Below are 23,638 nucleotides of genomic sequence, written 5' to 3' on the forward strand. Positions count from 1 at the left end.
ATGCGCGTCATCGGCCTGATGTCCGGCACCTCGTACGACGCGATCGACGCGGCGGCCGCCGACCTGCGGATCGAGGACGGCCAGCTGGTGCTCACCCCGCTGGGCCTGCTCAGCGACACGTACCCCGCGCCATTGCGGGACGAGATCGCCAAATCCTTGCCTCCAGCAACCACTTCGCTGGAGCAGGTCTGCCGGCTCGACACCGGGATCGGCCAAGCCTTCGCGGCGGTCGCCCAGCAGGCGGTCGAGCAGCTCTGCGGCGGCCAGGCCGACCTGATCGTCTCGCACGGGCAGACCGTCTTCCACTGGGTCGACGACGGACAGGTGCGCGGCACGCTGCAGCTCGGGCAGCCCGCCTGGATCGCCGAGGCGACCGGTGTCGCGGTGGTGTCCGACCTGCGCTCGCGCGATGTCGCCGCCGGCGGTCAAGGCGCACCACTGGTCAGCATCGTCGACGTCCTCTGGCTGAGCGGCCGTCCCGGTACGCCGGTCGCGCTCAACCTCGGCGGGATCGCCAACATCACTGTGGTCCCGGCGACTGGTGATCCGATCGCCTTCGACACCGGCCCGGCCAACGCGCTGGCGGACGCGGTCGTCCGCGACCTCACCGGCGGGCAGTCGACCTTCGACGCGGACGGGGTGATGGCAGGCCGAGGACTGATTCACCCAGAGCTGTTCGACCGCCTGCTCGCTGAGCCGTACTACGCGCGGCCGGCGCCCAAGAGCACCGGCAAGGAGCTCTTCCACCTCGGTTACCTGGCAGAGGCGATGAGCGGCTTGCCGCAGATCCCGTCGGACGACCTGGTCGCCACAGTCACGGCGCTGACCGCACGGACGGTCGCCGACGCAGTACGCGCTCATGGCGGGACAGAGGTGATCGCGGCCGGTGGCGGCATCCGCAACCCGGTGCTGATGAGCATGCTGGCCGAGGAGCTGCGTGGCGTGCCGCTGCGCAGTACTGATGAGCTGGGATTGCCGTCGGCGGCCAAGGAGGCGTACGCGTTCGCAGTACTGGGGTTCCTGACGGTGAATGGGCTGGGCGGGACTGTGCCGAGCTGTACGGGAGCACGGCACACCAGTGTGCTCGGGTCGATCACGCCTGGCGCGGGGCCGTTGCCGGTGTCGCCGCCGCCTGTGCAGCCGCCGACTGCGTTGCGATTGAGCTGACCCGGTGGCCGTGTGACGATCCAGCGATGATCAAGGCTCAGGAGATCTCCGTCGATGGCCGGCCGGCGCTGCTGACCGTGCCTACCGAGGTGCCGGTCAGGGCTGGGGTGGTGGCGCTGCACGGGTCCAGCAGTTCGGCGTACCGGCAGGCGATCTTTGAGCACCTCGCAGCCACGCTGGCGCCGCTGGGGGTCGCAGTACTGGCGTTTGAGCGGGCGCCTTGGCCGTACGACGATGTGGACATCCCGTACGCCGTACAGGCTGAGGGGGCGGTTGCGGCCTATCGCGAACTGAAGGCGCATCACGACGTACCGGTTGGGTTCTGGGGTGTCAGTCAGGGCACGTGGGTGGCGGCGCTCGCTGCGCAGCAGTTGCCGGAGACAGCGTTCCTGTTGCTGCTCGGGTGCGCTGGAGTGAGTCCTGCCGCGCAGATGCGGTTCGCTACGGAGCTGTCGGTTCGGCGGGCTGGGTATGACGTCGCTGGCGCTCTGGAGATCCGCGATGAGGTGGCTGAGTTGCTGCGCGGCAAGAAGCGCGGCGAGGTGGCTCGGGACTCGGCGGAGCGGGTGGCTGTGGATGAGTTGCTGCAGCGGCAGTCCGGCGAGCCGTGGTTCGACCTGGCCGGGATCCCGGTGGACCTGGGCGACGAGCTGCCGGTGTGGCACGAGATCGACTTCGCGTCGGAGCCGCTCTACGCGACCGTGAAGTGCCCGGTGCTGCTGATGCACGGCGAGGACGAGGCAAACCTGCCGGTGCCGGAGACGCTGGACGTCTGGCGGCGAGCGGCCGCGGTGTCGGGCAACACGCAGGTGGAGAGCGTCCGGATCCCTGGCGTCGGCCACTGGCCCGGTACGCCGGACCGCTCGGTGGACGGGATCAGCGAGGACTACGGCGCGATCCTGCGGGACTGGTTCACTCGTTGACCCAGGCAAGGATCTGCCGGGCCGACTCCTCGGGGGTGCCGTCGCCGCGCACCGACCTGGGGACCAGTTTGCGGGTCTCGGCGGCGTCCTTGAGCGCGTCGATGATCCGCTGCTTCGACCAGCCGCGTTCAGCCAGCCGCTTACGGCGTACTGGATCGGGGCAGTCGAGGTGCAGCCAGCGGCCCTCGGGGAGCTCCGTCGGGAACAGCGGGGAGAGCAGCAGCACCGGGAGGCCGGAGCGGCGGATCAGCTCGGTGATCCGGAGCCACAGCGCGTTGTACGCGGGCCAGATCGCCGCGGCCGACGGATCGGCGATCTTGATCCCCAGCAGCCGGCCGTCGTGGTCGAGCAGTTCGTCCATGTCCATCACGACCAGCGGACCCGAGCGCAGCCGCAGCAGCTCCGGGACCACCGTCGACTTGCCCGCGCCCGGGGCGCCGGACACCACGAACAATCTCGTCACAGCCTTATTTTCACCCGGCCGGGTGAACGCCGGGTGCCGGGTCGGCAGGTTGACCTTCGAGTTGGTCGAAGACCCAGGATCGGCGACATGACAGACGAGCTGCTGACGATCAGCGCCTTCGCCCGCCAGGTCGGGCTGACCCCGAGCGCACTGCGCTTCTACGACGACTGCGGGCTGCTCCGGCCGGCCTCGGTCGACGAGCAGAACGGCTATCGCTACTACTCGCCGTCGCAGGAGCCACGGGCCGCGTTGCTGCGCGATCTGCGGGAGATCGACCTGCCGCTGGCCGAAGTACGGGTGGTGCTCGATGAGGGCGCGGCGGCCGGCGTGGCCGTCGTACAGGCTCATCTGCGGACGGTCGAGGGCAAGGCGGACGCGGCTCGGCGGGCGACGGCCCGGATCCTCGCCTCGATGCCGGCGGTGCCTTATGAGTGCGCGGTGACGTTGGGCGGCGCGGAGCTTGCCAGTGCGATCCGGCAGGTGGCGGTTGCGGCGGCGTCGACTGATGAGATTCCTGCGCTGGCTTGCGTCTTCTTCGAGCTTGCTGAGGACGAGTTGTCGGTGGTGGCGACCGATCGGTACCGGTTGTCGGTGCGGAAGCTGCAGCCGGTGTCGTTTGCCGGGCATCCGCGCAATCTGCTGGTCCACGCGGCTGAGCTGACGGCGCTGGCTCGGTGGGTCGGGGCTGCGGCCGAGGTCCGGCTGGAGACCGGGCCGAGCGGTACTGCGTTGGTGGTCGACGGTGAGTCTCGAGCCCTGCCGGTGGTGGACGAGGAGTTCCCGGCGTACCAGTCGATTCTCGACGGGCTGACGCCGCCGGTCTGCCGGGTGGTGGTCGATCGGCAGCAACTGCTGTCGATCCTGACTGGGGAGACTGTCGCCCTGGACATCGACTCGGGCCGGCTCAAGGTGACAGCGGTGGACTCGGGGGAGTCGCTCGGAGAACTGGAAGGCATCGGCTCGGGGGCCGTACAACTCGGCTTCTCGGCTTCGTTGCTGGCAGCCGCGCTGAGCGTGAGCGTCGGACCAGATGTCCTGCTGGAGCTCTGCGCCGTGGACCGGCCCGTGGTGGTCCGCTCGGCCGACCAGGGCACCTTCACCACGCTGGTGATGCCAACCCGCCTCGACGGGTGACGCCCACCTTCTAAAGCTCTCTCGCTGTCATCAATCGCTTACACAGCGGCGTTTTCTGCCGTCGCCGCAGCCGGCGCGCGGGGCGCGGTACTGGCGTGTGCAGCCGGTACTGCGCTCGCCGGGGCGAGCCTGCTGAGCAGTAGAAGCGTCCGGGCGGCGGTAGTAGGAGTACCTTGAGACATCGGAGTTATTGGCGCCTCAAGGTCGAGCGCGCCATTGAGCCTCCGGTGTGACGAGGCGATGTAGATGTCGTTCCCCCTGTTCCTTCCGTCAGTCCAGGCCCCGGCCGAACCGCTGCGGCTGAGACCGTCCGACATCACGCTCGGCGTGATCTTCGCCGAACTGAACGCTGCCAGGTCAGCGAACCAACTGGAGCGTGGTGCGCCCAGGATCGGCGCCGTCGGTGGACCACGCGCCGACCGGCTGCTGCAGAGCCTGGAGGCCTGCGAGGCCGCCTTGCTGGAGCGCAACCTGCCGGTCCCACCGGGGATCCGCGACGAGCTCCGGCTCCGCCGCAGCCTGTACATCCCCCGCGGCCGCGGCTAGCTGATCGAAACCCTCGTCCTGTCCGCATGAGGCAGGGCGAGCGGCAGCCTGCCCTGGGGCGAATTGACGACTGGGCGTAACAGATCACTGCGGGATCAGTTATCCCGGGTACGACGGGTGGACGGCGGGTTCCTGCACGCCCCGCTGTGGTCTGTACCGGTCGGCCCTCCGCCCAGGGCCGAAGTTTGCCGTTCCAACGGGAGTGCTTTCATGCGTTTCGCCCGCATCGTCTTCGGTCTGCTGCTGGCTCTGGTGGGGTTACTGGTCACGGTGGCCGCAGGCGTCGCCGCGTTCTGGCTGGTCGGTCCCGACGACACCCTCGACACCGGTGCACAGCCGCTGTCGAGCCGGGGGGTGGCGGTGATGACCGCGCCCGACCTGGTCGACCGGCACGGCCCGACGCTGCACGTGACCGCGTCGGCGGCCAAGCCGGTCTTCGTCGGGGTCGGTCGCGACCTCGACGTGGCCAGCTACCTGGCCGGCTCGGAGTACAGCCGGGTCGTCTCGTTCGACCTGCCGTCGCGGTTCGAGACCCAGGCGATGAAGGGCAGGTCGGCCGCGCTGACCCCGCCGGCCGGGCTGGACTGGTGGACCGTCCAGGCGACCGGGACCGGCGACCAGTCGATCAGCTGGCCGATCGTCGACGGCCGGTACGACGTGGCGGTGCTGAATGCCGACGGCTCACCCGGCGTCGACGCGCAGGTGACCTTCGGGATCGAGATCGACGGCCTCTTCGGAACCTGCCTGATGATCTTCGGCGGCGGAATCCTGCTGCTCGTCATCGGCCTGCTGCTGATGTTCGTCCGCCGCCGTCCGGCGCCGCCGATCCCGCTGCCGATCCCGGTCCCCGTGGTCGCGCCGGTGATGCCGTACACGCCGCCGGCGCCGAAACAGACCACCCAGGTACGCCGTACTGCGGGCCTCGCGGCCGCCGCGTTGCTGGTGACCACCGGCTGCGCCGCCGTGCCGCTGAAGAACGTCAGCCAGGAGATCAGCACCAAGCCCGCGGTGACGCTGGCCGACGGGCAACTGCTGCTGGACAAGTACGCCGAGGTCCAGAACCGGGTGAACCAGACCCGCGACGCCAAACTGGCTGCCACGATCGAAGCCGGTCCGCGGCTCGTGCAGACCCGCGCGGCCACCTTCATCTCCGCCAAGATCGATGCTGCCGGCAAGAACATTGCGAAGCCGGTGAGCTACTCGGACATCGAGGTCGGCGCGCCCGAGTTCGCGAGCTACCCGATGCGCTTCGTCAGTACGGCGAAGCTGTCCACCGGCCTGACCGAGCGGCAGTTGGGCGTCTGGGAGCGGAGCAACGCGGGGTCGCCGTGGCTGCTGACGCACGCTGTCTTCCCCGCGACGGCGGTGGACGTGCCGCCACTGGAAGGCCTGCGGGTGCCGGGCCAGGCGGACATGGCGAAGCTTCCGCTGCTGCCGCAGACCGCCGGCAACAACCTGGCGAAGTACCTGTCGGAGGGCCCAGCATCCCGGCAGGCCGCTTCCTTCGTGGCGTCGGCGGACCTGACCGTGCTGCTGGCCGCGCGGGCCAAGGAGATCCGCGACCAGCCCGTCAAGGACTACATATCGACCGTTGCCGACACCTTCAGACTGTCCGGACAGCCGACCACCTTCATTGCCGCGAACGGCGACGCGCTGGTCTTCGTCAACCTGACCGAACAGTTCCTGCAGACCATCGAGCCGGGCAACAACGCGTTCTGGACCAGCGGCGAAGTGCTTGCCTACAGCAACAATGTTAAGTACTTCCAGACTCTCCGGCAGGACTACCTGCACGAGGTCGCGCTGGTCATCCCCTCGACCGGCAAGACCCGGGTGATCGGGATCCGCAGCCAGACGGTCGGCGGCGGCGGGAGCTAGCCGCGGAAGGTGGCCGTGAGCGTGCGGCCGTGTGCTTGGTGGGTGGTGTAGGTCAGGCGGGTGCCGGTGAGGGTGTGCTGCACGGTGACCCCTGGATCTGCGGTGACTTTGGTGAGCCAGCGGGCCAGGATCGTCACCGTGATGGTCGAGCGGGTCATGGTCGGGTCTGAGATCGCGATCGTGGTGGTGCCCGCGCGGTGTTGGGTGAGGAAGGATGCCGGGCCGTCGATCGTGTAGTTGAGGAGCTGGTGGCGGCCAGGGGTGAAGGTGTTGGCCGCTGTCAGGTGGAGACCCGGGTGGTGGATCGCCTGGAGGCGTGGGGTGTTGGAGAGCAGCAGGAGCCGGCCGCGGCGGTAGGTGTGGAGGGTGGCTTCGGTGGCGTGGGGGACGAGGGCGTAGGCGAGTGAGCTGCGCGGCGGGGGTGGGGCGGCATAGGTGGAGCCCGCTGATGCCGACTCGTGGGTGAGCGTGAAGACCTGCTTGCTGACTGCGGTGTCCGGGTTGGCCGTGCGGATGACACGGCGGCTGCGCGTGACCTGCTCAAGGCCTACCGCTACTGGGCTCGGTTGCAGGAAGTAGTAGCCGAGGGCGGTGCCTGCGGTGGCGTTGGCGTAGCGGAGCCAGTCGAGGTCACCAGCGCCTGTGCCCGACCAGGGCCGGCCGTTTCGCTGCCGGCCGGTCAGCTGCACTTCGTCCGCCGGTCCCGCGATGCGCGCATCGAGGGTGGTGATGGCTGGGCTGTTGATCCCCGCTGCGAGTACGACGATCTCGTCGTCCAGCAGGAACCACGACTTGGTCGACTCAGCGTTGCGATAGGTCACGAAGTCGGCCGGGAGGTGGTCGCGATCGGCATAGGCCTGGTCGCTCGACTGGATCCAGCCGGCGACTCCGTAGGCGCCCAAGGTCGCGCCGCCGGAGTACTGGTTCGTGCCGACCGGGAAGTAGACGTACTTGTTCTGCAGCTCCGACGAGGCGGTGAACTCCGGCGGGCGGTCGTAGTACGCCGTGCCATAGAGCTCGGGGATCGATTTGCGTTGCTCCAAAGGTGTAGTGATCCCAGCCAGCCGGTACGGCGAAACGGTGGTCAGGTAGTCGACGCCGTACGCCTGCGTCTGGTCCTGCCCGCTCAGGTAGAGGTAGTGGGCGCCGTCGCCCTGGAACCACGGCAGCAGGTTCTCGCCGCTCATGTACTCGTACTTGCTGATCCGGCCCGAGCTGCGCGCCAGCGCGAACGCGTAGCCGGGCCGGCGGTGCACGGTCCGGTCCATCGAGTTGAAGGCGACCGAACTCGCGGCCGGGTTGAGGTCCACCGGCTTGATGTTGCTATCAGCAACGATATCGGCGAGCCGTGCGATGCTGACCGGCGAGACGAAGCTGTTCGGGTTCAGCGTCGGCCGTGCGGTGAACTTCACGTAGCCGCGCAGCCTCCCGGCGTCCGCGGCGGCCGCGTAGTCGGCCAGATCGACGATCGCCTCGATCACCACCGCGACGTCGTCGTACCCCGTCGCGGGCCGCGAGATCGCCCGGCCCTTGACGATCTCCATCATCCAGCCCTCGAAGATCAGCGGCGCGAACCCGTGCTCGACCCAGCCCTGCACCACCTTCACCAGTTCGCCGCTGGAGGCGTAGCTGGTGCCGTCGAGGGTCTTCACGGTCTGCACGACGCGGGTCAGCAGGGCCTTGCCGTACGAGCCGGTGTAGGCGACCGAGTCGTGCTGGATGAACGAACCGTCGGCGTAGTACCCGTCGGTGACGCCGTGCTGGAGACGATCCGGATCGACCGTGGCGAAGACCGTGAACTGGTCCTGCAACGCCTTGCGGATTCGCGCGTCGTCGTCGAGCAGCGCGCCTTGGATGATCCGGTTGGCAGTGATGTCGACCAGGTTCGCGCCGGTGTGGAAGCGCGAGTCGAGGTCGACGTCGCCGTTCTTGCCGTTGCGCAGATAGGCGTCCATCGAGGCGACGTACGTCGTGATCAGGTCGGCCGGGGCGTCGAGCAGCGCGAGCGTCTTCCCGGCGTACCCGGAGATGCCGATCTCCCAGGTGAACCAGTTGCCGTAGTAACCCGTCGCCTGGTCGCCATAGTAGTTCGCGTGCAGCCAGCGCAGCTTGTCGAGCACTCGAGCCTGTACTGCGGTGTTGCCCTGCAGGTCGGAGGCCGGGCCGGGGCGCCTGGTGGCGAGCGCGATCTCGTAGAGGTGCTGGAAGGAGGCGCTGAGGTTCGGATCGCTGGTGCCGAGCGGGAGGCCGGCGAAGAGTTCTCCGGGTTTGGCGCGGTCCAGTGCGGCGAGCCGGGTGCGGGCGGTCTGGTCGAGGGTCGCGAGCTTGGCCTTGACCTCCGGCCGCGCGTTCGACTCCGGCGTACCGGTGAAGATGGCGAGCAGGTTGCCGAGCAGACGTGGTGCTTCTGAGGCCGCTGCCGAGGCAGGTCTGACCGCGGTCAGCAGGGCGGCGGCGGGGACGAAAGACAGCAGGCGACGGCGACTGAGCTGCACTGGTACTCCCGGGCGAAGGAGAAAAACCTCACACCCTGAGTCAATCAGCCGAAACTATGTAACGGCAATCGCTGACCGCGCTATGCTTTAGATGAAATTTCAACTGCAAACCTCAGAGGGTGGTCCCAAGTGGCGTCGTCAGTGCTGGTTGTCGGAGGAAGCGGTGGCCTCGGCCGGGAGATCGCCCGGTACTACGCGGGCCGGGGCGACTCGGTCGTCGTGACCAGCCGCTCCACCGAGCGCGCGGAGGCCGCAGCAGCCGAGATCGGTGGCAACACTCGTGGCCTGGCCATCGACCTCGCCGACCCGGAGACGATCGAGAAGGCGCTGGCCGACATCGGCGAGCTGGACCACCTGGTGATCACCGCGATCGAGCAGTACGGCAACACGGTCAAGGACTTCAGCATCGCCGACGCCGTGAAGGCCTCGACGGTCAAGCTGGTCGGCTACACCGAGGTCGCCCGGGTGCTGCACGAGCGCTTCCGGCCGGGTGCCTCGATCGTGCTCTTCGGCGGCCTCGGCAAGCTCCGGCCGTACCCGGGCTCGACGATGATCACCGCGACCAACGGCGCCGTCTCCGGCGTGATGCGCACGCTGGCCGTCGAGCTGGCCCCGGTTCGGGTCAACGCGCTGCACCCCGGTGTCGTCGGTGACAGCCCGACCTGGGCCGACCGCGACCAGACGCTGCTGGTCAGCCGGACGCCGACCGGCCGGGCCGCGACCATGGCCGAGGTGGTCGACGCCACCGACTTCCTGCTCCGCAACGGCGCCGCGAACGCGATCGACCTGCACCTGGACGGCGGCGCCCGGGTCGCCTGACGGACTATCTTGGGTGCTCCACCGCCCCAGGAGGCTTGCCATGCGTCGAGGTTACGAAGCACCGGTCGATGGTCCGATCGCGATCGAGGTCGGCGTGTTCGCGCAGGCCGGCTCGGTGAAGGTGCAGGTCCGCGAGGACTGCACCCGAGCAGTGGTGGGGCTGTCCACCACCGAGGAAGAGGGCCCGTCGGCTGCCGCCGTACGGGATGCAGCCGTTGAGTCCGGCCCGGCCGGGCAGCTCATCGCCACAGTTCACGGCACCAGTACGCAGAACGCCGCGCCGGTCGAGGTCACGGTGGTGGCGCCGCCTGGCAGCACTCTCGTCGCCCGGGCCGACAGCGCCCATATCGGCGCTGCCGGTCTGGCCGACGCGGAGCTCACCACCGGGTCGGGCAACGTGTCGGTGCCGGAGGCGGGCCGGGTGTTCGTCGAGTCCGGCTCCGGCGCCGTGACCATCCAGAAGGCCACCGACGTGAACGCGACCAGCCAGTCCGGCGCGGTCTCGGTCGGCGCCGGCCACCGCGTCACAGCCCGTACTGCGAGTGGCGCCATCGTGCTGGCCGCCACCAGCGGCGAGGTGACCGTGAAGTCGGTCAGCGGCGGCATCACCGTCCGCGACTTCCAGGGCGGCTCGATTCGCGCCGACAACACCAGTGGCGCAATCACGATCCACGCCACGGCCAGCGGCGACGTACGGGCCGGCACCATCTCTGGCGCCATCACCGTCACAGCCGTCCCCGGCGCGAACCTCAACCTCCGGACCTCGACCACCACCGGCCAGGTGAAGGCGCCGTAGCCCTGCTGCCCGTTGCGCCTTAGCCCTGCTTCCACCACCCCTTGGCCGGGGTGATGCGCAGGGTGTTGGTCGCGCAGTGGATCTCACCTTCGGAGATGTGCACGGAGGTGAGGTCGTCGGCATAGGCGATCTGGTAGCCGATCCCGGCGAAGGCCTTGTCGATGGCAGTGGCGAAGACGTCCTTGCCGTTCACGACCGGGCCGTAGGTCTTCGGCGCGACGTACCGGCCGGCGTTCAGGACGAGTCCGTTGACCGTGCCGGGGATCTCGGCGACGGCATCGCGCATCGCGTGCAGTCTGGCGACCAGCTTGTCCTTCTCGGGACCGTCAGGCGTCGAGCGGATCTCGGTCTCGAGCATGCCGTAGTCGAGGCTGCGGGCCGTGTACAGGGCCGGGATCCGGACGACGTCGGCGTCGGTCAGCCCGGACTTCTGCTCGAGCACGGCGAGGTTCGCCTGGATCTTGGCTGCTGCCTCCTCGTTGGTCCCGACGAACTGCTCGTCGGCCAGGAACTCGTTGGTCGAGCGCTGGTCGATCCGCTCGTCGTACGGCCACTCCAGCTTCGGCAGGTTGCCGTGCATGATCTTGCCGCCCTGGCCGGCCTTCTGGACGCCCTTCAGCAGGTTGAGCCCGGCGGTTGGATCGGCGACCACGGCCTTCCAGCCACGTGGGCTGCCAGGCACCGGAACGAACTGGATGAACTCGTCCACGTGCCCGATCGTCAGCCACGAGGTGTCGACCGAGATGATCTCCTGCTTGCCCTGCGACTTCAGCAGCTCGACCATCTCAGTCGCCGGGCCGGTCTTGTGGTCGAGCCCGTCGCCACCCAGCACGATCTGCCCGAGCGGGTGTCCGGGTGTCGGCGGCAGCGTCTCGAGGTTGCCCATCGAGTCGTAGCTGTTGTTCTCGTCGGCCGTCGGCACGTGTTCGTTGTGGACGGCGGCCACATCGCGCCCGGCCAACTCGGTGAAGATCACCCGGGATCCGACCCGGCGGTCGTCGTTGACCGACCCCAGCAGCACCTTCATCCCCTGTGGCTTCCCGCCCGGACCAGGGATCGACATGTACGCCGGTTCGAAGATGTCCTGCGTCCACGAGTCGCCGCTCTGGTCGAGGATCCTCAGCGGCGCGCCCGAAGCCTTGGCCTGCTTGCGCACGACGTCCTGCCAGCCCTTGGTCTCCGCGTCGTCACTGAGCGACGAGAAGACGTACTCGAGCTTCTGGGTGTTGAGCTGGGTCAGCACCGGCGCTTCCTTCAGCACCACGTGATCGGTCGCGGTCGAGCCGCCGGCCGTCACGGTCAGCGTCACGTTCGCCGTACCGTCCCAGACCGCCGAGTCGCGGACGATGTCCTTGCCCTCGATCCCCAGCTCGACCCCGCGCCGCAGCTCAGCGGCCGTCAACCGCGTCGAGGGGCCAACGAGTTGCCAGCCCGACGACCGCTTGACGAACAAGTTCACGGACCCCGACACAGCGAGCTGCCCTCTGGCATCCTTCGGCGCCAGAATCCAAGGCAGAGTGCGAATCCGCGCCAGATCCTTCTCGTCCTGCGTGCCGTTCACCACCGAATCCGCGGCGTCGTTGCAGGCAGCCATCTCCCGGTCGGCGAGGTTCTGCTCCTTCTGATGCGACTTCACCAGCAACTGGTACAGCCGCTCCGCCTCGTCCTTGTCCGGCAGTTCGGACAGCTCGTCCTTCTTCTTGTAGAAGGCTTCGTCATTGGCGGCCTCACGCGCCACCGCCGCGGCCGCGATCTTCCTGGCCGGCGCCTGACACCGGCCGGCGTCGTCGTCGAGATTGGCCAGGAACAGCGCCGGCTGCCCGGCCAGCAGTCGCGCGTACGGCGTACTGGTGGCTGCCGCGGGCGCGATGGCAGCACCGGTCATCAGGGCGGTGACAGCGCCCACCACAAGCAGGTCGCGGGTCACGGGTCGTCTCATCCGATGGATCCTTCACAGCCGGTAACAAGTCGTTCCCAGCCTCCCGATCCGATGTCGGCAACCTGTCAGGAACGCGTCCCGTTCCGGTCCCCGCGGAAGTGAGACGCAACACGCGGGGGGTGATGAGGCCGACACCGACATGACTGACCGGTAACCAACCAATAACATCGCTGGTATGCAGATCCTCGCCATCGTCGTCTCGCTCGCGATCGCCGCTGTCGGTATCGCGCTGTTCGGCAAGACGATCGGGCACATCATCAGCGTGATCAAGCTCGGTCAGCCGACCGCCGGGCGCACCGACAACCCGGGGCAGCGCACCGCGACACTGGCCAAGGAGTCGCTGCTGCACACCCGGATGCTGCAGTGGAGCCACATCGGCGTCCTGCACTGGTTCGTGGCGTTCGGCTTCCTCGGGCTGGTGCTCAGCCTGGTGACGGCGTTCGGGCAGCTGTTCGACGCGCACTTCGCGCTGCCGCTGATCGGGCACTGGTTCGTCTTCGAGTGGGTCAGCGAGTTCCTCACCTGGACCGGGCTGATCTCGATCATCGGGCTGATGGCGATCCGGCTGCGCAACCTGCCGAAGGGCGAGAAGGCCCGGTACAGCCGGTTCTTCGGCTCCCGCGCCTGGCAGGCGTACTACGTCGAGTACACGATCCTCGGCGTGCTGATCTGCATCCTGCTGCTGCGCGGGCTGGAGTACGAGCTCGGTGCGGGCAGCAAGTTCCACTTCCCGAGCACGTTCTTCGTCGGCCAGGGCCTGTTCGGCGGATTGAGCGAGCACGCGCTGGAGAACACCGTCTACCTGGTCGCGATGATCAAGATCCTGATCTCGTTCGCCTGGATGATCACCATCTCGCTGAACGCCACCATGGGCGTCGCCTGGCACCGGTTCACCGCCTGGCCGAACATCTGGTTCAAGCGCAAGGCCGATGGCGGTACCGCGCTCGGCGCGCTGCAGCCGATCATGGTCAAGGGCGAGCCGATCGACTTCGAGAACATCGAGGAGCTGGACGAGGACGCCGCGCTCGGCGTCGGCAAGATCGAGGACTTCACCTGGAAGGGCCTGCTCGACTTCACCACCTGCACCGAGTGCGGCCGCTGCCAGTCGCAGTGCCCGGCCTGGAACACCGACAAGCCGCTGTCGCCCAAGCTGATCATGATGAACCTGCGCGAGCACGCGTACGCCAAGGCGCCGTACCTGCTGGCCGCCGATGACGACGCCCGCAAGTCGCTGCCGGAGCTGGTGATGGCCGAGCAGGAGCGCCCGCTGGTCGGTCCGGCCGACGTCGCCGTGATCGACGAGGAGGCGCTCTGGGCCTGTACGTCGTGTGGCGCCTGCGTCCAGCAGTGCCCGGTCGACATCGAGCACGTGGACGCGATCATGGACATGCGCCGCTACCAGGTGCTGATCGAGTCGTCGTTCCCGTCCGAGCTGAACGGGCTGTTCAAGGGCCTGGAGAACAAGGGCAACCCGTGGAACATGAACCCGTCCGGCCGGATGGACTGGGCCAAGGGGCTGCCGTTCGAGGTCAAGACGGTCGGCACCGACGTCGAGACGCTGGACGAGGTCGAGTACCTGTTCTGGGTCGGTTGCGCCGGCGCCTTCGAGGATCGCGCCAAGAAGACCACCCAGGCCGTCGCCGAGTTGCTGAACATCGCGGGGGTGTCGTTCGCAGTACTGGGGGACGGGGAGACCTGCACCGGTGACCCGGCCCGCCGGGCCGGGAACGAGTTCGTCTTCCAGCAGCTGGCGATGCAGAACGCCGAGGTGTTCAAGGAGACCGGCGCGAAGAAGGTCGTCTCCACCTGCGCGCACTGCTTCAACACGCTGAAGAACGAGTACTCCCAGCTCGGCGTCGAGCTGGACGTCATCCACCACACCCAGCTGCTGAACCGGCTGGTCCGCGAGGGCAAGCTGACCCCGGTCGCGCCGGCGGACAGCTCGCTGAACGGCCAGAAGATCACCTACCACGACCCGTGCTACCTGGGCCGGCACAACCAGGTGTACGACGCCCCGCGCGAGCTGCTGGAGATCATCCCGGGCGCGGAGTTCGCCGAGATGCCGCGCAACCAGACCAAGTCGTTCTGCTGCGGCGCGGGCGGCGCGCGGATGTGGATGGAAGAGAAGACCGGCACCCGGATCAACCTGAACCGGACCACCGAGGCGGTCGAGACCGGCGCCGACAAGATCGCCACCGGCTGCCCGTTCTGCCGGGTGATGCTGTCCGACGGGCTGACCGCCAAGCAGGCCGACGGCTCGGCCCGCGAGGAGGTCGAGGTCCAGGACGTCGCCCAGCTGCTGCTCGCGTCCGTCAAGCGCGGCGACTGAGTGTTCTCTGCAACTTCCGGCAAATTCCCTTCCCGGTGAGCTGTCCAGCTCATAAGCTCCGCTGGTTGTTTCAATGGGGAGGAAAATCGTGAAGTTCCGTACTCGGGCAGCGGCCGCCGTGGTGGCGCTGCCGATGATTTTGGGCGTTGCGGCGTGTGGCGGGGGCGACAAGGCGACCGGTGACCAGGCCGGTGGTGGCGCATCGCAGAGCGCGCCGGCCACCAGCAGCACGCCGTCGGCGACGACCAGCAGTACTCCGGTGGAGCCGCCGAAGGCCGAGGAGCCGCTCCGGCTGACCAACGCCAGCTTCCTGCCGGCACTGAAGGCGGGCACCGGCAAGGCGAAGTCGTGGAAGGCCAAGACGGTGATGACGGCCGGTGGCCAGAACATCACCATGACCTCGGCGCAGAGCACCAACCCGCTGGCGATGAAGCTGGACATGGTGATGCCGGCCGCCGGTGGCGCGATGCAGATGATCCTGGTCGGCTCGAACCTGTACCTGTCGATCCCGCAGCAGACCGGGGCCGGCAAGTTCGTCAAGCTGAACCTGAAGGACAGCAAGGATCCGTCGGTCAAGCAGTTCGGTGACCTGCTCCAGAACGCGGACCCGATGAACTCGTACAAGGGCTGGGACAAGAGCCTGCAGAGCGTCAAGTTCGTCAAGACCGAGACGATCGGCGGCCGCGAGCTGGACCGGTACGACGTCACCGTCGACACCGCGAAGGCGCTGAAGGCGATGGGTCAGCAGATCCCCGCCGGAACGGCCGGAGTACCGAAGACGCTGGTCTACTCGACCTGGATGGGCAGCGACAAGCTGATCTACCAGATGAAGTTCGCGATGCCCGGCGTCAGCATGCTGATGACGATGTCCGACTACAACCAGCCGGTCGCCATCTCGGCCCCGGCGGCGAACAAGATCGTCGCGAAGCGCTGATCATGAAGGTGCGTTCCAGGGTGGCGGCACTGGCCGCCACCCTGCCGCTGCTGGCCGGCGTCGCCGGGTGCGCCGACGACGCCGCGGTCAAGCCGGTCACCGGTACGACGAAGCCGGCTGCGGTGCCCGCCAAGGCGGTCGCGCCGCCGGCCCGGCTGACGACGGCCACCTTCGTGCCAGTGACAGCTGCGGCCTACGCCAAGGTGAAGTCCTGGACCGGCGTGATGCGGATGAGCGCTGGTGGCCAAGTGCTCACCGCGACGATCACTCAGACCTACAAGCCGGATGCGGTCCGGGTGGATCTGAGCAGCCCGCAGTTCGGCGGGCCGGCGCACGGGATCCTGACCAGGGGCGCGATGTACCTGTACATCCCCGATCCCAAGCTGCACGGCAAGTACCTCAAGTTCTCGCCGAAGAGTTCGGACCCGACGGCGATGCTCTTCGCGCAACTGCTGGGCGCCTCTGACCCCGCGACGGAGTTGAAGGCGATGCGCAAGGCGGTGCTCAAGGTCAAGTTCGTCAAGGCCGACACCATCGGCTTCCGCAAGGTCGACCGCTACGACCTCACCCTGAACAACGCCGTGATGCTCCGGGCGATGGGGATGAAGGTCCCGGCTGGCCTGCCGAAGACGTCGGTGGTGGCGACCTGGCTCGGCCCCGACCGGCTCACCTACAAGCAGATGACCAGCGGCGCCGGTTCGCAGACCCAGACGACCATCACCGGCTACAACACCGGCGTCACGATCGCCGTGCCGCCGGCGAGCAAGATCCTCAAGCGCTAACGCAGGTACGAGGCGCCGTTGAAGTCGAGGACGGCGCCGCTCGACCAGCCGGCCTCGGCGGATGCCAGCCAATGGACCGCCGCAGCGACCTCGGGGGCCGTCGCCACCCGCCCGAACGGGCTCTGCGCGCGGATCGCGTCGCCGCCGGGCCCGTTCAGACCCTGTGCTGCCATGTCCGTCGCGATGAAACCGGGCGCGATTGACGTCACCGTGATGTCATGTGGCGCCAACGCGACCGCCATCGACTGCCCGAAGGCGTGCAATCCCGCCTTACTCGCCCCGTACGCCGGTACGTCCGGCTCGCCGCGATACGCGCCTCGCGACCCCACGTTGACGATCGCGCCTCGTCTGACGCCATCGGCAGGCGTCACGTCGAGCATCTGCCGGGCCACGCACCAGGTCAGGTGAGCGGCACCCTCCAGGTTCACCGCGAGGGTCCGGCGCCAGGCCGCGACCCAGTCGTCGTACGAGGTGTCGGCGAGCGGATGTCCGATCCGCCGCGACCCCGCGACCGGGTCGTCGACGAACAGCGCCGCGTTGTTGACCAAGACATCGATCCGGCCCAGGTTGCGTGCCGATTCCTCAATGAACAAAGGGATTGCGGCGGCATCCCCGAGATCGCCGGACACCACCGAATGGCCCTCGCCAGGCAGTTCGGCCAGTACTGCGGCGGCCTTGTCGACCGCGCCCCGGCAATGCAGCACGACCCGGTCGCCGGCCGCGGCGAACACCTTCGCGACCTCCGCGCCGACGCCTCGTGACGCACCGGTGACGAGCACTCCTCTGGACATCCCAATCCCCTCTCGACGGACCGCTCTCATTCTGCCCTGACATCACCCTGGCGGCGGCGTGACATCAGAAGGTGTTGACAGTGACGTCACTATGACGTCATGATTGCGTCATGGAACTTGATCACTACCTCGAGTCGGTCCGCCGTAGCGTGGAGAACGCCACCGCGCTGGCCGACGACCAAACTCGCTCGGTGGCCCAGCGCCTCGGAGCAACGCTGGATGACGCGGGCCGGCTGGCCCTCATCTCAGCCCTGTCCGACGCCGCCGGGGAGATCAGCCGCGAGCTGTCCCCCGGATCGGTCGAGCTCCGGATGGCCGGTGGCCGCCCCGAGTTCGTGGTCACGCCGGCCCCGAGCCAGCTGACCGGCGCCGATGACGACGACCTGGACGACGACGACAGCGCCGCGCCGGTGGCCGACGAGATCGCGCCGGACGCCGACGAGCCGACCGCGCGGATCACGCTGCGGCTGCCGATGTCGGTGAAGAACAAGGTGGACGAGGCCGCCGCCGCCGACGGGATCTCGTCGAACGCGTGGCTGATGCGCACCGTGATGACGGCGCTGACCAGCGGGCGCGGTGGCTACGGCCGTCCGCCCCGGCCGCCGCGCCCGCCGCGGCCCGGCATCTTCGCCCCCGACGGCCCGCTCGGTCCGGAGGGACCGCTCGGCCCCGAGGGCATCTTCGGCCGGGAAGGCGTCTTCGGACCGGACGGGGTGTTCGGACCGGACGGCCTGTTCGGCGAAGGACGCCGCGGTGACCGCGACCGCAGTGAGCGCGGCGACCGCCGTGACGATCGGGACCGCAACCGCGGTCGCGACCAGGGACAGCACCGGGGTGGACGTGGCCCGGGCCAGCGCATGCAGGGGTGGGCACAGTGAGCGTCAGCAGCCAACTGATCGGCGAGGCCGGCGAGATCGACCGGGTCCGGATCGAGATCGGCTCGGGACTGGTGGAGATCGGCCCGTCCGACGACGGCCGGACCACGGTGACCGTGGACTCCGACGACGCCAAGGACGGCGACCTGGTGGTCGAACTGGTCAACGGTGAAGTCGTGATCGAGGGCCCGAAGAAGGCCCGTCGTGGCCCGGAGATCCACGTTCGGATCGCCACCTCGGTCACCCTGGACGCCCGGATCCAGACCGGCTCGGGGGACATCAGCTCCCGGGTGCCGCTGGGCGAGGCCCGGCTGTCCACCGGTTCGGGGGACATCCGTGCCGAGCGGATCGAGGGCGACCTCGCGGCCACCACCGGCAGCGGTGACGTCCGGATCGGCTCCGCGGCACAGACCGTCCGGGCCAAGACCGGCTCGGGCGCCATCGACATCGGCGAGTCCATCGGCCAGGTCGGCGTCAGCACCGGTTCGGGCGACGTCCGGCTCGGCGACGCGGCCGGACCGACCACGGTCAAGGTCGGCTCGGGTGACATCACCATCGAGCGGATCCGCGACCACTCGATCGCGACCTCCGGCTCCGGTGACGTCCGGGTCGAGTCGGCCGAAGGTCCCAGCGTCCGGGCGGAGACCGCTCGCGGCGACGTGCAGATCGGCGTACCGGACGGGGTGCCGACCTACCTCGACCTCAAGACGGTCACCGGGCAGATCCGGTGCGACCTCGAGCCCGGCCAGAAGCCGGCCGAGGGGGAGCCCTCGCTGATGCTGCGGGCCCGGACCGTCTCCGGCGACATCACCGTCGTCCGGGTCTGAACCACCACCAACCATTCGTCCACGGGGATCACCTGAGGGAGCAAGATGATGATCAGCGAACACCAAGAGGTCGCCCGGCACCGGGTCGCCGAGCAGATCCGGCAGGCCGAAGTACGGGCCCAGCGCAAGGAACGGCGCGAGGCGCTGCGGGTCGACGGCGAGCCGGCCGGACCGCGGCACGAGCTCGCGGGAGCCCTGCGGCGGTTGGCCGATCGGCTCGAGCCGCAGCCGCGCCACCGGCGTACCGGCTTGTCCGTGGTGCGGTGAAAACGATGACTGGTCAGGCACTTTGCAGCTTGTTGCAACGCCTTGGTCTGATCACGGTCCCGAGCCGCTGACGCTGCTAGCGTGCACGCGTCAGCTGTGCTCGAGACCTGGGGAGTAAGAAACGATGTTGCGTCCGTTGGCCACCTTGGCCGCCGCCACCGTGCTGCTGGCCGGTTGCAGCGGGGGAGACGACAAGAAGTCGGACTCCACGCCGGGAGATGACACCAACACCTCGAGTTCTTCCCCGACTCCGACCACCCCGGAGCTGCCCAGCTTCGACCCGCCCAAGGGCTTCAGCATCTTCACCGCGGTCGCCGAGGAGCGGCCCGCCGACGGCAGCATCGATCCGACCGGGGGCAAGGCGGGCATGGTCGGCAAGACCACGCTGTACGCCAACAAGACCGGTCTCAACGGTGTCTGGATCGACGGCAGCCAGAGCTGGCAGGTGCCGGCCAAGGAGATCGAGTCGACGAAGGTGATCGACTACGCCCGGCCGACGGCCGTCCAGCTGGACGGCAAGGAAGCCATCGCGATGGCCTACGTGCAGAACGTCGAGGCCGGCGGCACCCAGAAGGCCCACGGCCAGGTCGTCTTCCAGTGGATCGATCCGGCCGACGGCAAGGTGCTGTCGACCGTCAGCACCGACCTCACCTCCACGGTCGGCCCGGGCACCACCGGCGGCAGCCTGACCAACCAGGAGTACGACCCGGCGACCGGGCAGTTCGCGGTCACCCTCGGCACCAAGGCCAGCGGCAACAACCTGAACTCCGGCTTCGCCACCGCGTACGCGGATCCGGCCACCAAGAAGGGCCTGGTGATCCCGACCGTCGAGGTCGCGGGTGTGCTCAACGGCACCGTCGTCGGCGCGAAGGGCCGCAGCCAGGAGAACGCCAAGGACCTGTCGATCGTCGCCATCGACGGTGCCACCGGCGCGGTCAAGAAGAACATCCCGACGCCGACGACCAACTACCTCTCCGCCGAGAGCAGCGGCGGCAAGCACGCGTACCTGTCCGGCACCAGCTACGTCCAGGACACGAAGTACACCCACCACACCGACACCACGCTCTACGCCGTCGACTTCGCCTCGCTGGCGGTCGCCGAGACGAAGCTGCCGAAGGGTGAGGACGGCATCGGCTTCGGCTGCCTGTCCGATCACGTCAGCAGCCTGATCTGCAACTACGTGACCAAGGCCGCCGACGGCACCGAGGTCAAGGAGATCATGGGTCTCGACGACGCGACCGGGAAGAAGTCCTGGGGCTTCTCGTCGGCGTCGGCCAGCCGGGTCGTGCCGACCATCACCACCATGTACAACGGCTACGCGTACGGCAAGGCGGAGACGCTGCCCGCGGTACTGGATGCCAAGACCGGCCAGGACGTTCCGGCCCCGGCCCCGCCGCCCGGCTCGACGCCGTCCACGAGCGAGTCGCCGACGCCCGCCGGGACCACGCCCACCGACGATTCCGGCGCGACCCCGGACGGCAATCCGTCTCCCGGCCGGCCCGCGTGGGGCGACCCGTCGCTGATCTTCGGCGAACCGCTGTCGCCGGAGGCGGTCTCGAAGTACGGCAGCACGTATCTGCTGAGCGCGGCCGGCAAGGCGCCGGGCAGCGAGCGGATCCTGGTCGTCCAGAAGGCGATCGGCTGATCCTGAGGCAAGCATGAAGAAGGCCCCGGCGCGGTTGCGCCGGGGCCTTCGTCGTACCGGGTCTTCGGCGTACCGGGCTCAGATGCCGCCGCGGAGGAAGTTCTGGTAGGAGCGTGACGGCGTCGGGCCGCGCTGGCCCTGGTAGCGGGAGCCGTACTTCGCGGAGCCGTACGGGTGCTCGGCCGGGGAGGAGAGCCGGAAGAAGCAGAGCTGGCCGATCTTCATCCCGGGCCAGAGCTTGATCGGCAGGGTGGCCACGTTCGACAGCTCCAGCGTCACGTGGCCGGAGAAGCCGGGGTCGATGAAGCCCGCGGTGGAGTGGGTGAGCAGGCCGAGCCGGCCCAGCGAGGACTTGCCCTCGAGCCGGGCGGCCACGTCGTCGGGCAGCGTCACCAGCTCGTAGGTGGACCCGAGCACGAACTCGCCCGGGTGCAGGATGAAGGGCTCGTCACCCTCCGGCACCACCTCGCGGGTCAGGTCGGGCTGTTCCTCGGCCGGATCGATGTGCGGGTAGCGATGGTTCTCGAACACCCGGAAGAATCGGTCCAGCCGTACGTCGATACTCGACGGCTGCACCATCGCAGGGTCGAAGGGGTCCAGCTGGACCCGCTTCGCGTCGAGCTCGGCCAAGATGTCACGGTCGGAGAGCAGCACGAACGCAACTTACCGCAGCGTGCTGCAACTCCGCTTCCCGTGGCGCCGATACCGTCTCGGCGCCGCGAGCGTCGACCGTTCCTGGCCGGTCCCGCCGGGACCTGGCCGCGTACCTGTTCCGGAGCCCTCAGCTCCCCGGACCGTCGTCGCGGCTACGGGCCCTCGGCAACAGCTCAGTGAGCGAGCTTGTTGAACTTCGAGACCTGGCCCGCGAACGTCTTGACCTGGGCCGGCGACCAGTCCTTCAGCAGTTCCTCGACCACCTTGTGGCGCTTCTTCCGGGCTGCGGCGAGCTTGCGCTTGCCGTTCGCCGTCAGCGTCAGCAGGGTCGCCCGGGCGTCGGACTTGTCCGCGGCCCGCTTCAGCAGACCTTCTTCCTCGAGCCGTGCGCAGGCCCGGCTGACCGGACCCTTGTCCACCTCGAGCGCCGCGACCAGATCGGCCATCCGCACCGGTGCGAGCTCCTCGACATGGTTCAGCAGCGCGTACTGCGCCGGCTCCAGGTCCGGATGCGCCTCGTCCGACAACGTCCGCTGCAGACTGCGCAGCCGGCGTGCGAGCGTGACGAGCTCCTTCTCCAGGTTCTCCAGAGCATCGTTAGTGTCAGTTGCCACCGTTCACCCCTTCTTTTTCAGTTGCCCCGCAACCATCTTGTCCGGCCCCAGTCGGGACCGCATCCTCACGTTGCGTCGAATGTTGCCCCCGGCAACGCGTTCTAATCTGCCAGAAGATGACCGGCCTAACCAGTCCTGGGCGTGCCCTTTGTGGAAAACTCCCCGATAACCCCCTGTGCAAACTGCCCGGGAGACCAGGTATGATCCTCTGAGTCCGCCGGGGAACCGGCAGATCCGCGGGTGTAGTTCAATGGCAGAACATCAGCTTCCCAAGCTGACAGTGCGAGTTCGATTCTCGTCACCCGCTCCATCGTAAAACCCCAGGTCAGAGCCCACTTTCTGACCTGGGGTTTCGTCGTCTCAGGGGTCGGGTAGAGCCCCCGTGCCCGCTACGTGCCCGCTGCTTCTGGAAGGTCTTCCGAACTCGCCTCGTCCGGACTCTCTTGCAATTCCTTCCTTACAAGTTCTGACATTCCCCGCGCCACCTTCCGGCGACGTTCGTCGTTGGTGTGCTGATAGATCAGCGCGGCGCGGCTACTCGCATGCCCCATGCGCTCCATCAGCTCTTGCAGCGTCGCGCCAGACTCAGCAGCCCAGGTGTTGCCGGTGTGCCGGAGGTCGTGGAAGTGCACACGGCCGACCAGGTCGGCCGCGATGAGGCCGCGTCGCCAGTTCCGCTGGAACGTCGATCGGCGCAACTGGGCACCCTTGGCGCCAGTGAAAACGAACGCGTCTGATTTCGATTCCACATAGATCGCGAAGTGTGTCCGGATATCGTCCAGCACGAAGTCATCCAGGAAGATCGTGCGCCGACCGGCTGCCGACTTCGGCGGTCCGGTCCGCAATTCGCCGGTCGGCAGTTCGACCACCGTCCGCCGAACTCGAATGATGCCGTTCTCCAGGTCCACGTCCTGCCTCTGCAGCCCAGCCAGTTCACCCCACCGCAGACTCCCGAAGACGGCCATCAGGATCAGTGCCCGGAAGCGGGGCCGCATTCCGTCGGCCACCTGGTAGACCTCACTGACACTGAGGACAGGTCGCTCCGGACTGCGCTCGGTCGCCGCGCCCTTGATGTAGCAAGGGTTCATCTCGATGATTCGGTCCTCCACGGCCGTCGCCAGAATCGATCGAAGCAGGCGATAAGCCTTGGCGGTGGTGACCGGTCCTAGGCCGCCATCCAACAGCGCCTGCCGCCAGTTCCGCAGCTTCGGCGCAGTCAGACTGCGCAGTGGCTCATGTCCGAGTTTCGGCGCGATGTGGTTCCGGAGAATGCCGCTGTAGAGCACCAGCGTCTTCGGCCGAAGTCCTGGCCGCTCCCGAATCCAGGCCCTCGCGTACTCACCCAACGGGACCTCTCCGAGTGCGGGGTCGATCCAGTGATTGCGCGAGAGCTCGGCTTCCTTGAGAGTCAGCCAGCGTGCCGCATCGGTCTTCGTCGCGAAGGTGTCAGGTGCGGGCCGGTCGATGCCATCCGGTCCGGGATAGCGGGCCTGGTATCGACCGGACGGCAGCTTGCGAATTCGTCCAAATCGTCTCTTGGTCATCAGGCCGCCTCTCCCATGCGTGCCAGCCGGATCGGCTGAACGGTGTTGTTCTCGATGTGCTCCCGAATCGCCGACTCGGGAATCCGGACCTTGCTTCCGAGCTTCACGAACTCGATCCGGCGCTCCGCGATCAGACGGCGGGGGTACCTCACGCCGCTCTCGTTGAAGGTGCCGAGCATCATTGCGGCCTCTGTGACATCCAACAGCCGGTCAGGTTGG

General features: G+C 68.2%; 22 protein-coding genes and 1 tRNA gene. 15 read left to right on the forward strand and 8 right to left on the reverse strand.

Annotated elements, in window-relative coordinates; genetic code table 11:
- Complete coding sequence (locus AB0P21_RS34035) at positions 1–1,167, forward strand: anhydro-N-acetylmuramic acid kinase (RefSeq protein WP_363702190.1); 1,167 nt, start codon at positions 1–3, stop codon at positions 1,165–1,167.
- A 26-nt stretch (positions 1,168–1,193) separates the two neighbouring features.
- A complete protein-coding gene (locus tag AB0P21_RS34040) occupies positions 1,194–2,090 on the forward strand; it encodes an alpha/beta hydrolase (protein ID WP_363702192.1) in 897 nt (298 codons plus the stop codon).
- On the opposite strand, the gene AB0P21_RS34045 is transcribed toward AB0P21_RS34040, so the two are convergent.
- Complete coding sequence (locus AB0P21_RS34045) at positions 2,080–2,553, reverse strand: AAA family ATPase (protein WP_363702194.1); 474 nt, start codon at positions 2,551–2,553, stop codon at positions 2,080–2,082. The genes AB0P21_RS34040 and AB0P21_RS34045 overlap by 11 nt on opposite strands.
- An 87-nt stretch (positions 2,554–2,640) precedes the next feature.
- Here AB0P21_RS34045 and AB0P21_RS34050 point away from each other — a divergent pair, with 87 nt between their 5' ends.
- From AB0P21_RS34050 to AB0P21_RS34060, 3 genes are all read left to right on the forward strand, one after another.
- Positions 2,641–3,687, forward strand: coding sequence for a MerR family transcriptional regulator (locus tag AB0P21_RS34050; RefSeq protein WP_363702196.1), 1,047 nt, complete (start codon positions 2,641–2,643; stop codon positions 3,685–3,687).
- 246 nt (positions 3,688–3,933) lie between these two features.
- Entirely contained in the window at positions 3,934–4,233 is a 300-nt protein-coding gene (locus AB0P21_RS34055) for a hypothetical protein (protein ID WP_363702198.1), read from the forward strand.
- A 210-nt stretch (positions 4,234–4,443) separates the two neighbouring features.
- A complete protein-coding gene (locus tag AB0P21_RS34060) occupies positions 4,444–6,108 on the forward strand; it encodes a hypothetical protein (protein WP_363702200.1) in 1,665 nt (554 codons plus the stop codon).
- On the opposite strand, the gene AB0P21_RS34065 is transcribed toward AB0P21_RS34060, so the two are convergent.
- A complete protein-coding gene (locus AB0P21_RS34065; protein WP_363702202.1) occupies positions 6,105–8,603 on the reverse strand; it encodes a polysaccharide lyase family 8 super-sandwich domain-containing protein in 2,499 nt (832 codons plus the stop codon). The two genes, AB0P21_RS34060 and AB0P21_RS34065, sit on opposite strands and share 4 nt — an antisense overlap.
- A 129-nt stretch (positions 8,604–8,732) precedes the next feature.
- Between AB0P21_RS34065 and AB0P21_RS34070 the strand changes: the two genes are divergently transcribed.
- Together AB0P21_RS34070 and AB0P21_RS34075 are read left to right on the forward strand one after the other, a co-directional pair.
- Complete coding sequence (locus AB0P21_RS34070) at positions 8,733–9,422, forward strand: SDR family oxidoreductase (protein ID WP_363702204.1); 690 nt, start codon at positions 8,733–8,735, stop codon at positions 9,420–9,422.
- Between the two features lie 40 nt (positions 9,423–9,462).
- Positions 9,463–10,218: a DUF4097 family beta strand repeat-containing protein gene (locus AB0P21_RS34075; RefSeq protein ID WP_363702206.1), complete on the forward strand. Its 756-nt coding sequence runs from the start codon at positions 9,463–9,465 to the stop codon at positions 10,216–10,218.
- Between the two features lie 19 nt (positions 10,219–10,237).
- Here AB0P21_RS34075 and AB0P21_RS34080 read toward each other — a convergent pair whose 3' ends face one another.
- Complete coding sequence (locus tag AB0P21_RS34080; RefSeq protein WP_363702209.1) at positions 10,238–12,157, reverse strand: protein-arginine deiminase family protein; 1,920 nt, start codon at positions 12,155–12,157, stop codon at positions 10,238–10,240.
- A 175-nt stretch (positions 12,158–12,332) separates the two neighbouring features.
- Between AB0P21_RS34080 and AB0P21_RS34085 the strand changes: the two genes are divergently transcribed.
- The 3 genes from AB0P21_RS34085 (at position 12,333) to AB0P21_RS34095 (ending at position 16,202) form a co-directional block, all read left to right on the forward strand.
- Entirely contained in the window at positions 12,333–14,486 is a 2,154-nt protein-coding gene (locus AB0P21_RS34085; RefSeq protein WP_363702211.1) for a (Fe-S)-binding protein, read from the forward strand.
- 88 nt (positions 14,487–14,574) lie between these two features.
- Positions 14,575–15,420, forward strand: a complete 846-nt coding sequence (locus AB0P21_RS34090) for a hypothetical protein (protein ID WP_363702213.1) — start codon at positions 14,575–14,577, stop codon at positions 15,418–15,420.
- A 2-nt stretch (positions 15,421–15,422) separates the two neighbouring features.
- The gene (locus AB0P21_RS34095) at positions 15,423–16,202 is read left to right on the forward strand and encodes a hypothetical protein (RefSeq protein ID WP_363702215.1); all 780 of its coding nucleotides are present in this window, start codon (positions 15,423–15,425) and stop codon (positions 16,200–16,202) included.
- On the opposite strand, the gene AB0P21_RS34100 is transcribed toward AB0P21_RS34095, so the two are convergent.
- A complete protein-coding gene (locus AB0P21_RS34100; protein ID WP_363702217.1) occupies positions 16,199–16,993 on the reverse strand; it encodes an SDR family oxidoreductase in 795 nt (264 codons plus the stop codon). The two genes, AB0P21_RS34095 and AB0P21_RS34100, sit on opposite strands and share 4 nt — an antisense overlap.
- A gap of 110 nt (positions 16,994–17,103) precedes the next feature.
- Between AB0P21_RS34100 and AB0P21_RS34105 the strand changes: the two genes are divergently transcribed.
- From AB0P21_RS34105 to AB0P21_RS34120, 4 genes are all read left to right on the forward strand, one after another.
- Entirely contained in the window at positions 17,104–17,871 is a 768-nt protein-coding gene (locus tag AB0P21_RS34105) for a hypothetical protein (protein ID WP_363702219.1), read from the forward strand.
- Positions 17,868–18,695 carry a DUF4097 family beta strand repeat-containing protein gene (locus tag AB0P21_RS34110; RefSeq protein ID WP_363702221.1) on the forward strand — a complete coding sequence of 276 codons (828 nt, stop codon included), beginning with the start codon at positions 17,868–17,870 and terminating at the stop codon, positions 18,693–18,695. Before AB0P21_RS34105 ends, AB0P21_RS34110 begins: the two co-directional genes overlap by 4 nt.
- A gap of 45 nt (positions 18,696–18,740) precedes the next feature.
- Positions 18,741–18,962, forward strand: a complete 222-nt coding sequence (locus AB0P21_RS34115) for a hypothetical protein (RefSeq protein ID WP_363702223.1) — start codon at positions 18,741–18,743, stop codon at positions 18,960–18,962.
- Positions 18,963–19,086: 124 nt separating this feature from the next.
- Positions 19,087–20,607, forward strand: a complete 1,521-nt coding sequence (locus AB0P21_RS34120; protein WP_363702225.1) for a hypothetical protein — start codon at positions 19,087–19,089, stop codon at positions 20,605–20,607.
- A 78-nt stretch (positions 20,608–20,685) separates the two neighbouring features.
- Here AB0P21_RS34120 and dcd read toward each other — a convergent pair whose 3' ends face one another.
- Both dcd and AB0P21_RS34130 read right to left on the reverse strand, forming a co-directional pair.
- On the reverse strand, positions 20,686–21,261 hold the full coding sequence (gene dcd, locus AB0P21_RS34125; RefSeq protein WP_363702227.1) for a dCTP deaminase: 576 nt from the start codon (positions 21,259–21,261) through the stop codon (positions 20,686–20,688).
- A gap of 173 nt (positions 21,262–21,434) precedes the next feature.
- Entirely contained in the window at positions 21,435–21,875 is a 441-nt protein-coding gene (locus AB0P21_RS34130; RefSeq protein ID WP_363702229.1) for a MarR family transcriptional regulator, read from the reverse strand.
- 236 nt (positions 21,876–22,111) lie between these two features.
- Here AB0P21_RS34130 and AB0P21_RS34135 point away from each other — a divergent pair.
- A tRNA-Gly gene (locus tag AB0P21_RS34135) sits at positions 22,112–22,185 on the forward strand.
- Positions 22,186–22,264: 79 nt separating this feature from the next.
- Here the strand turns inward: AB0P21_RS34135 and AB0P21_RS34140 are convergent.
- Both AB0P21_RS34140 and AB0P21_RS34145 read right to left on the reverse strand, forming a co-directional pair.
- Positions 22,265–23,419 (reverse strand): site-specific integrase, encoded by a 1,155-nt coding sequence (locus AB0P21_RS34140; RefSeq protein WP_363702231.1) that lies wholly within the window; start codon positions 23,417–23,419, stop codon positions 22,265–22,267.
- Complete coding sequence (locus tag AB0P21_RS34145) at positions 23,419–23,622, reverse strand: excisionase family DNA-binding protein (protein WP_363702233.1); 204 nt, start codon at positions 23,620–23,622, stop codon at positions 23,419–23,421. Before AB0P21_RS34145 ends, AB0P21_RS34140 begins: the two co-directional genes overlap by 1 nt.
- Positions 23,623–23,638: the final 16 nt, after the last annotated feature.

This window comes from Kribbella sp. NPDC056861 (assembly GCF_040687575.1).
In the GTDB taxonomy this organism is placed as follows: domain Bacteria; phylum Actinomycetota; class Actinomycetes; order Propionibacteriales; family Kribbellaceae; genus Kribbella.

Excerpts from the sequence above, each read along its gene's own strand:
- AB0P21_RS34115 (WP_363702223.1), top strand. The coding sequence starts at position 18,741 with ATGATGATCAGCGAACACCAAGAGGTCGCCCGGCACCGGGTCGCCGAG.
- AB0P21_RS34075 (WP_363702206.1), top strand. The coding sequence starts at position 9,463 with ATGCGTCGAGGTTACGAAGCACCGGTCGATGGTCCGATCGCGATCGAG.
- AB0P21_RS34060 (WP_363702200.1), top strand. The coding sequence starts at position 4,444 with ATGCGTTTCGCCCGCATCGTCTTCGGTCTGCTGCTGGCTCTGGTGGGG.
- AB0P21_RS34035 (WP_363702190.1), top strand. The coding sequence starts at position 1 with ATGCGCGTCATCGGCCTGATGTCCGGCACCTCGTACGACGCGATCGAC.
- AB0P21_RS34050 (WP_363702196.1), top strand. The coding sequence starts at position 2,641 with ATGACAGACGAGCTGCTGACGATCAGCGCCTTCGCCCGCCAGGTCGGG.
- AB0P21_RS34095 (WP_363702215.1), top strand. The coding sequence starts at position 15,423 with ATGAAGGTGCGTTCCAGGGTGGCGGCACTGGCCGCCACCCTGCCGCTG.
- AB0P21_RS34080 (WP_363702209.1), bottom strand. The coding sequence starts at position 12,157 with ATGAGACGACCCGTGACCCGCGACCTGCTTGTGGTGGGCGCTGTCACC.
- AB0P21_RS34105 (WP_363702219.1), top strand. The coding sequence starts at position 17,104 with ATGGAACTTGATCACTACCTCGAGTCGGTCCGCCGTAGCGTGGAGAAC.
- AB0P21_RS34140 (WP_363702231.1), bottom strand. The coding sequence starts at position 23,419 with ATGACCAAGAGACGATTTGGACGAATTCGCAAGCTGCCGTCCGGTCGA.
- AB0P21_RS34055 (WP_363702198.1), top strand. The coding sequence starts at position 3,934 with ATGTCGTTCCCCCTGTTCCTTCCGTCAGTCCAGGCCCCGGCCGAACCG.
- AB0P21_RS34100 (WP_363702217.1), bottom strand. The coding sequence starts at position 16,993 with ATGTCCAGAGGAGTGCTCGTCACCGGTGCGTCACGAGGCGTCGGCGCG.
- AB0P21_RS34120 (WP_363702225.1), top strand. The coding sequence starts at position 19,087 with ATGTTGCGTCCGTTGGCCACCTTGGCCGCCGCCACCGTGCTGCTGGCC.
- AB0P21_RS34085 (WP_363702211.1), top strand. The coding sequence starts at position 12,333 with ATGCAGATCCTCGCCATCGTCGTCTCGCTCGCGATCGCCGCTGTCGGT.
- AB0P21_RS34040 (WP_363702192.1), top strand. The coding sequence starts at position 1,194 with ATGATCAAGGCTCAGGAGATCTCCGTCGATGGCCGGCCGGCGCTGCTG.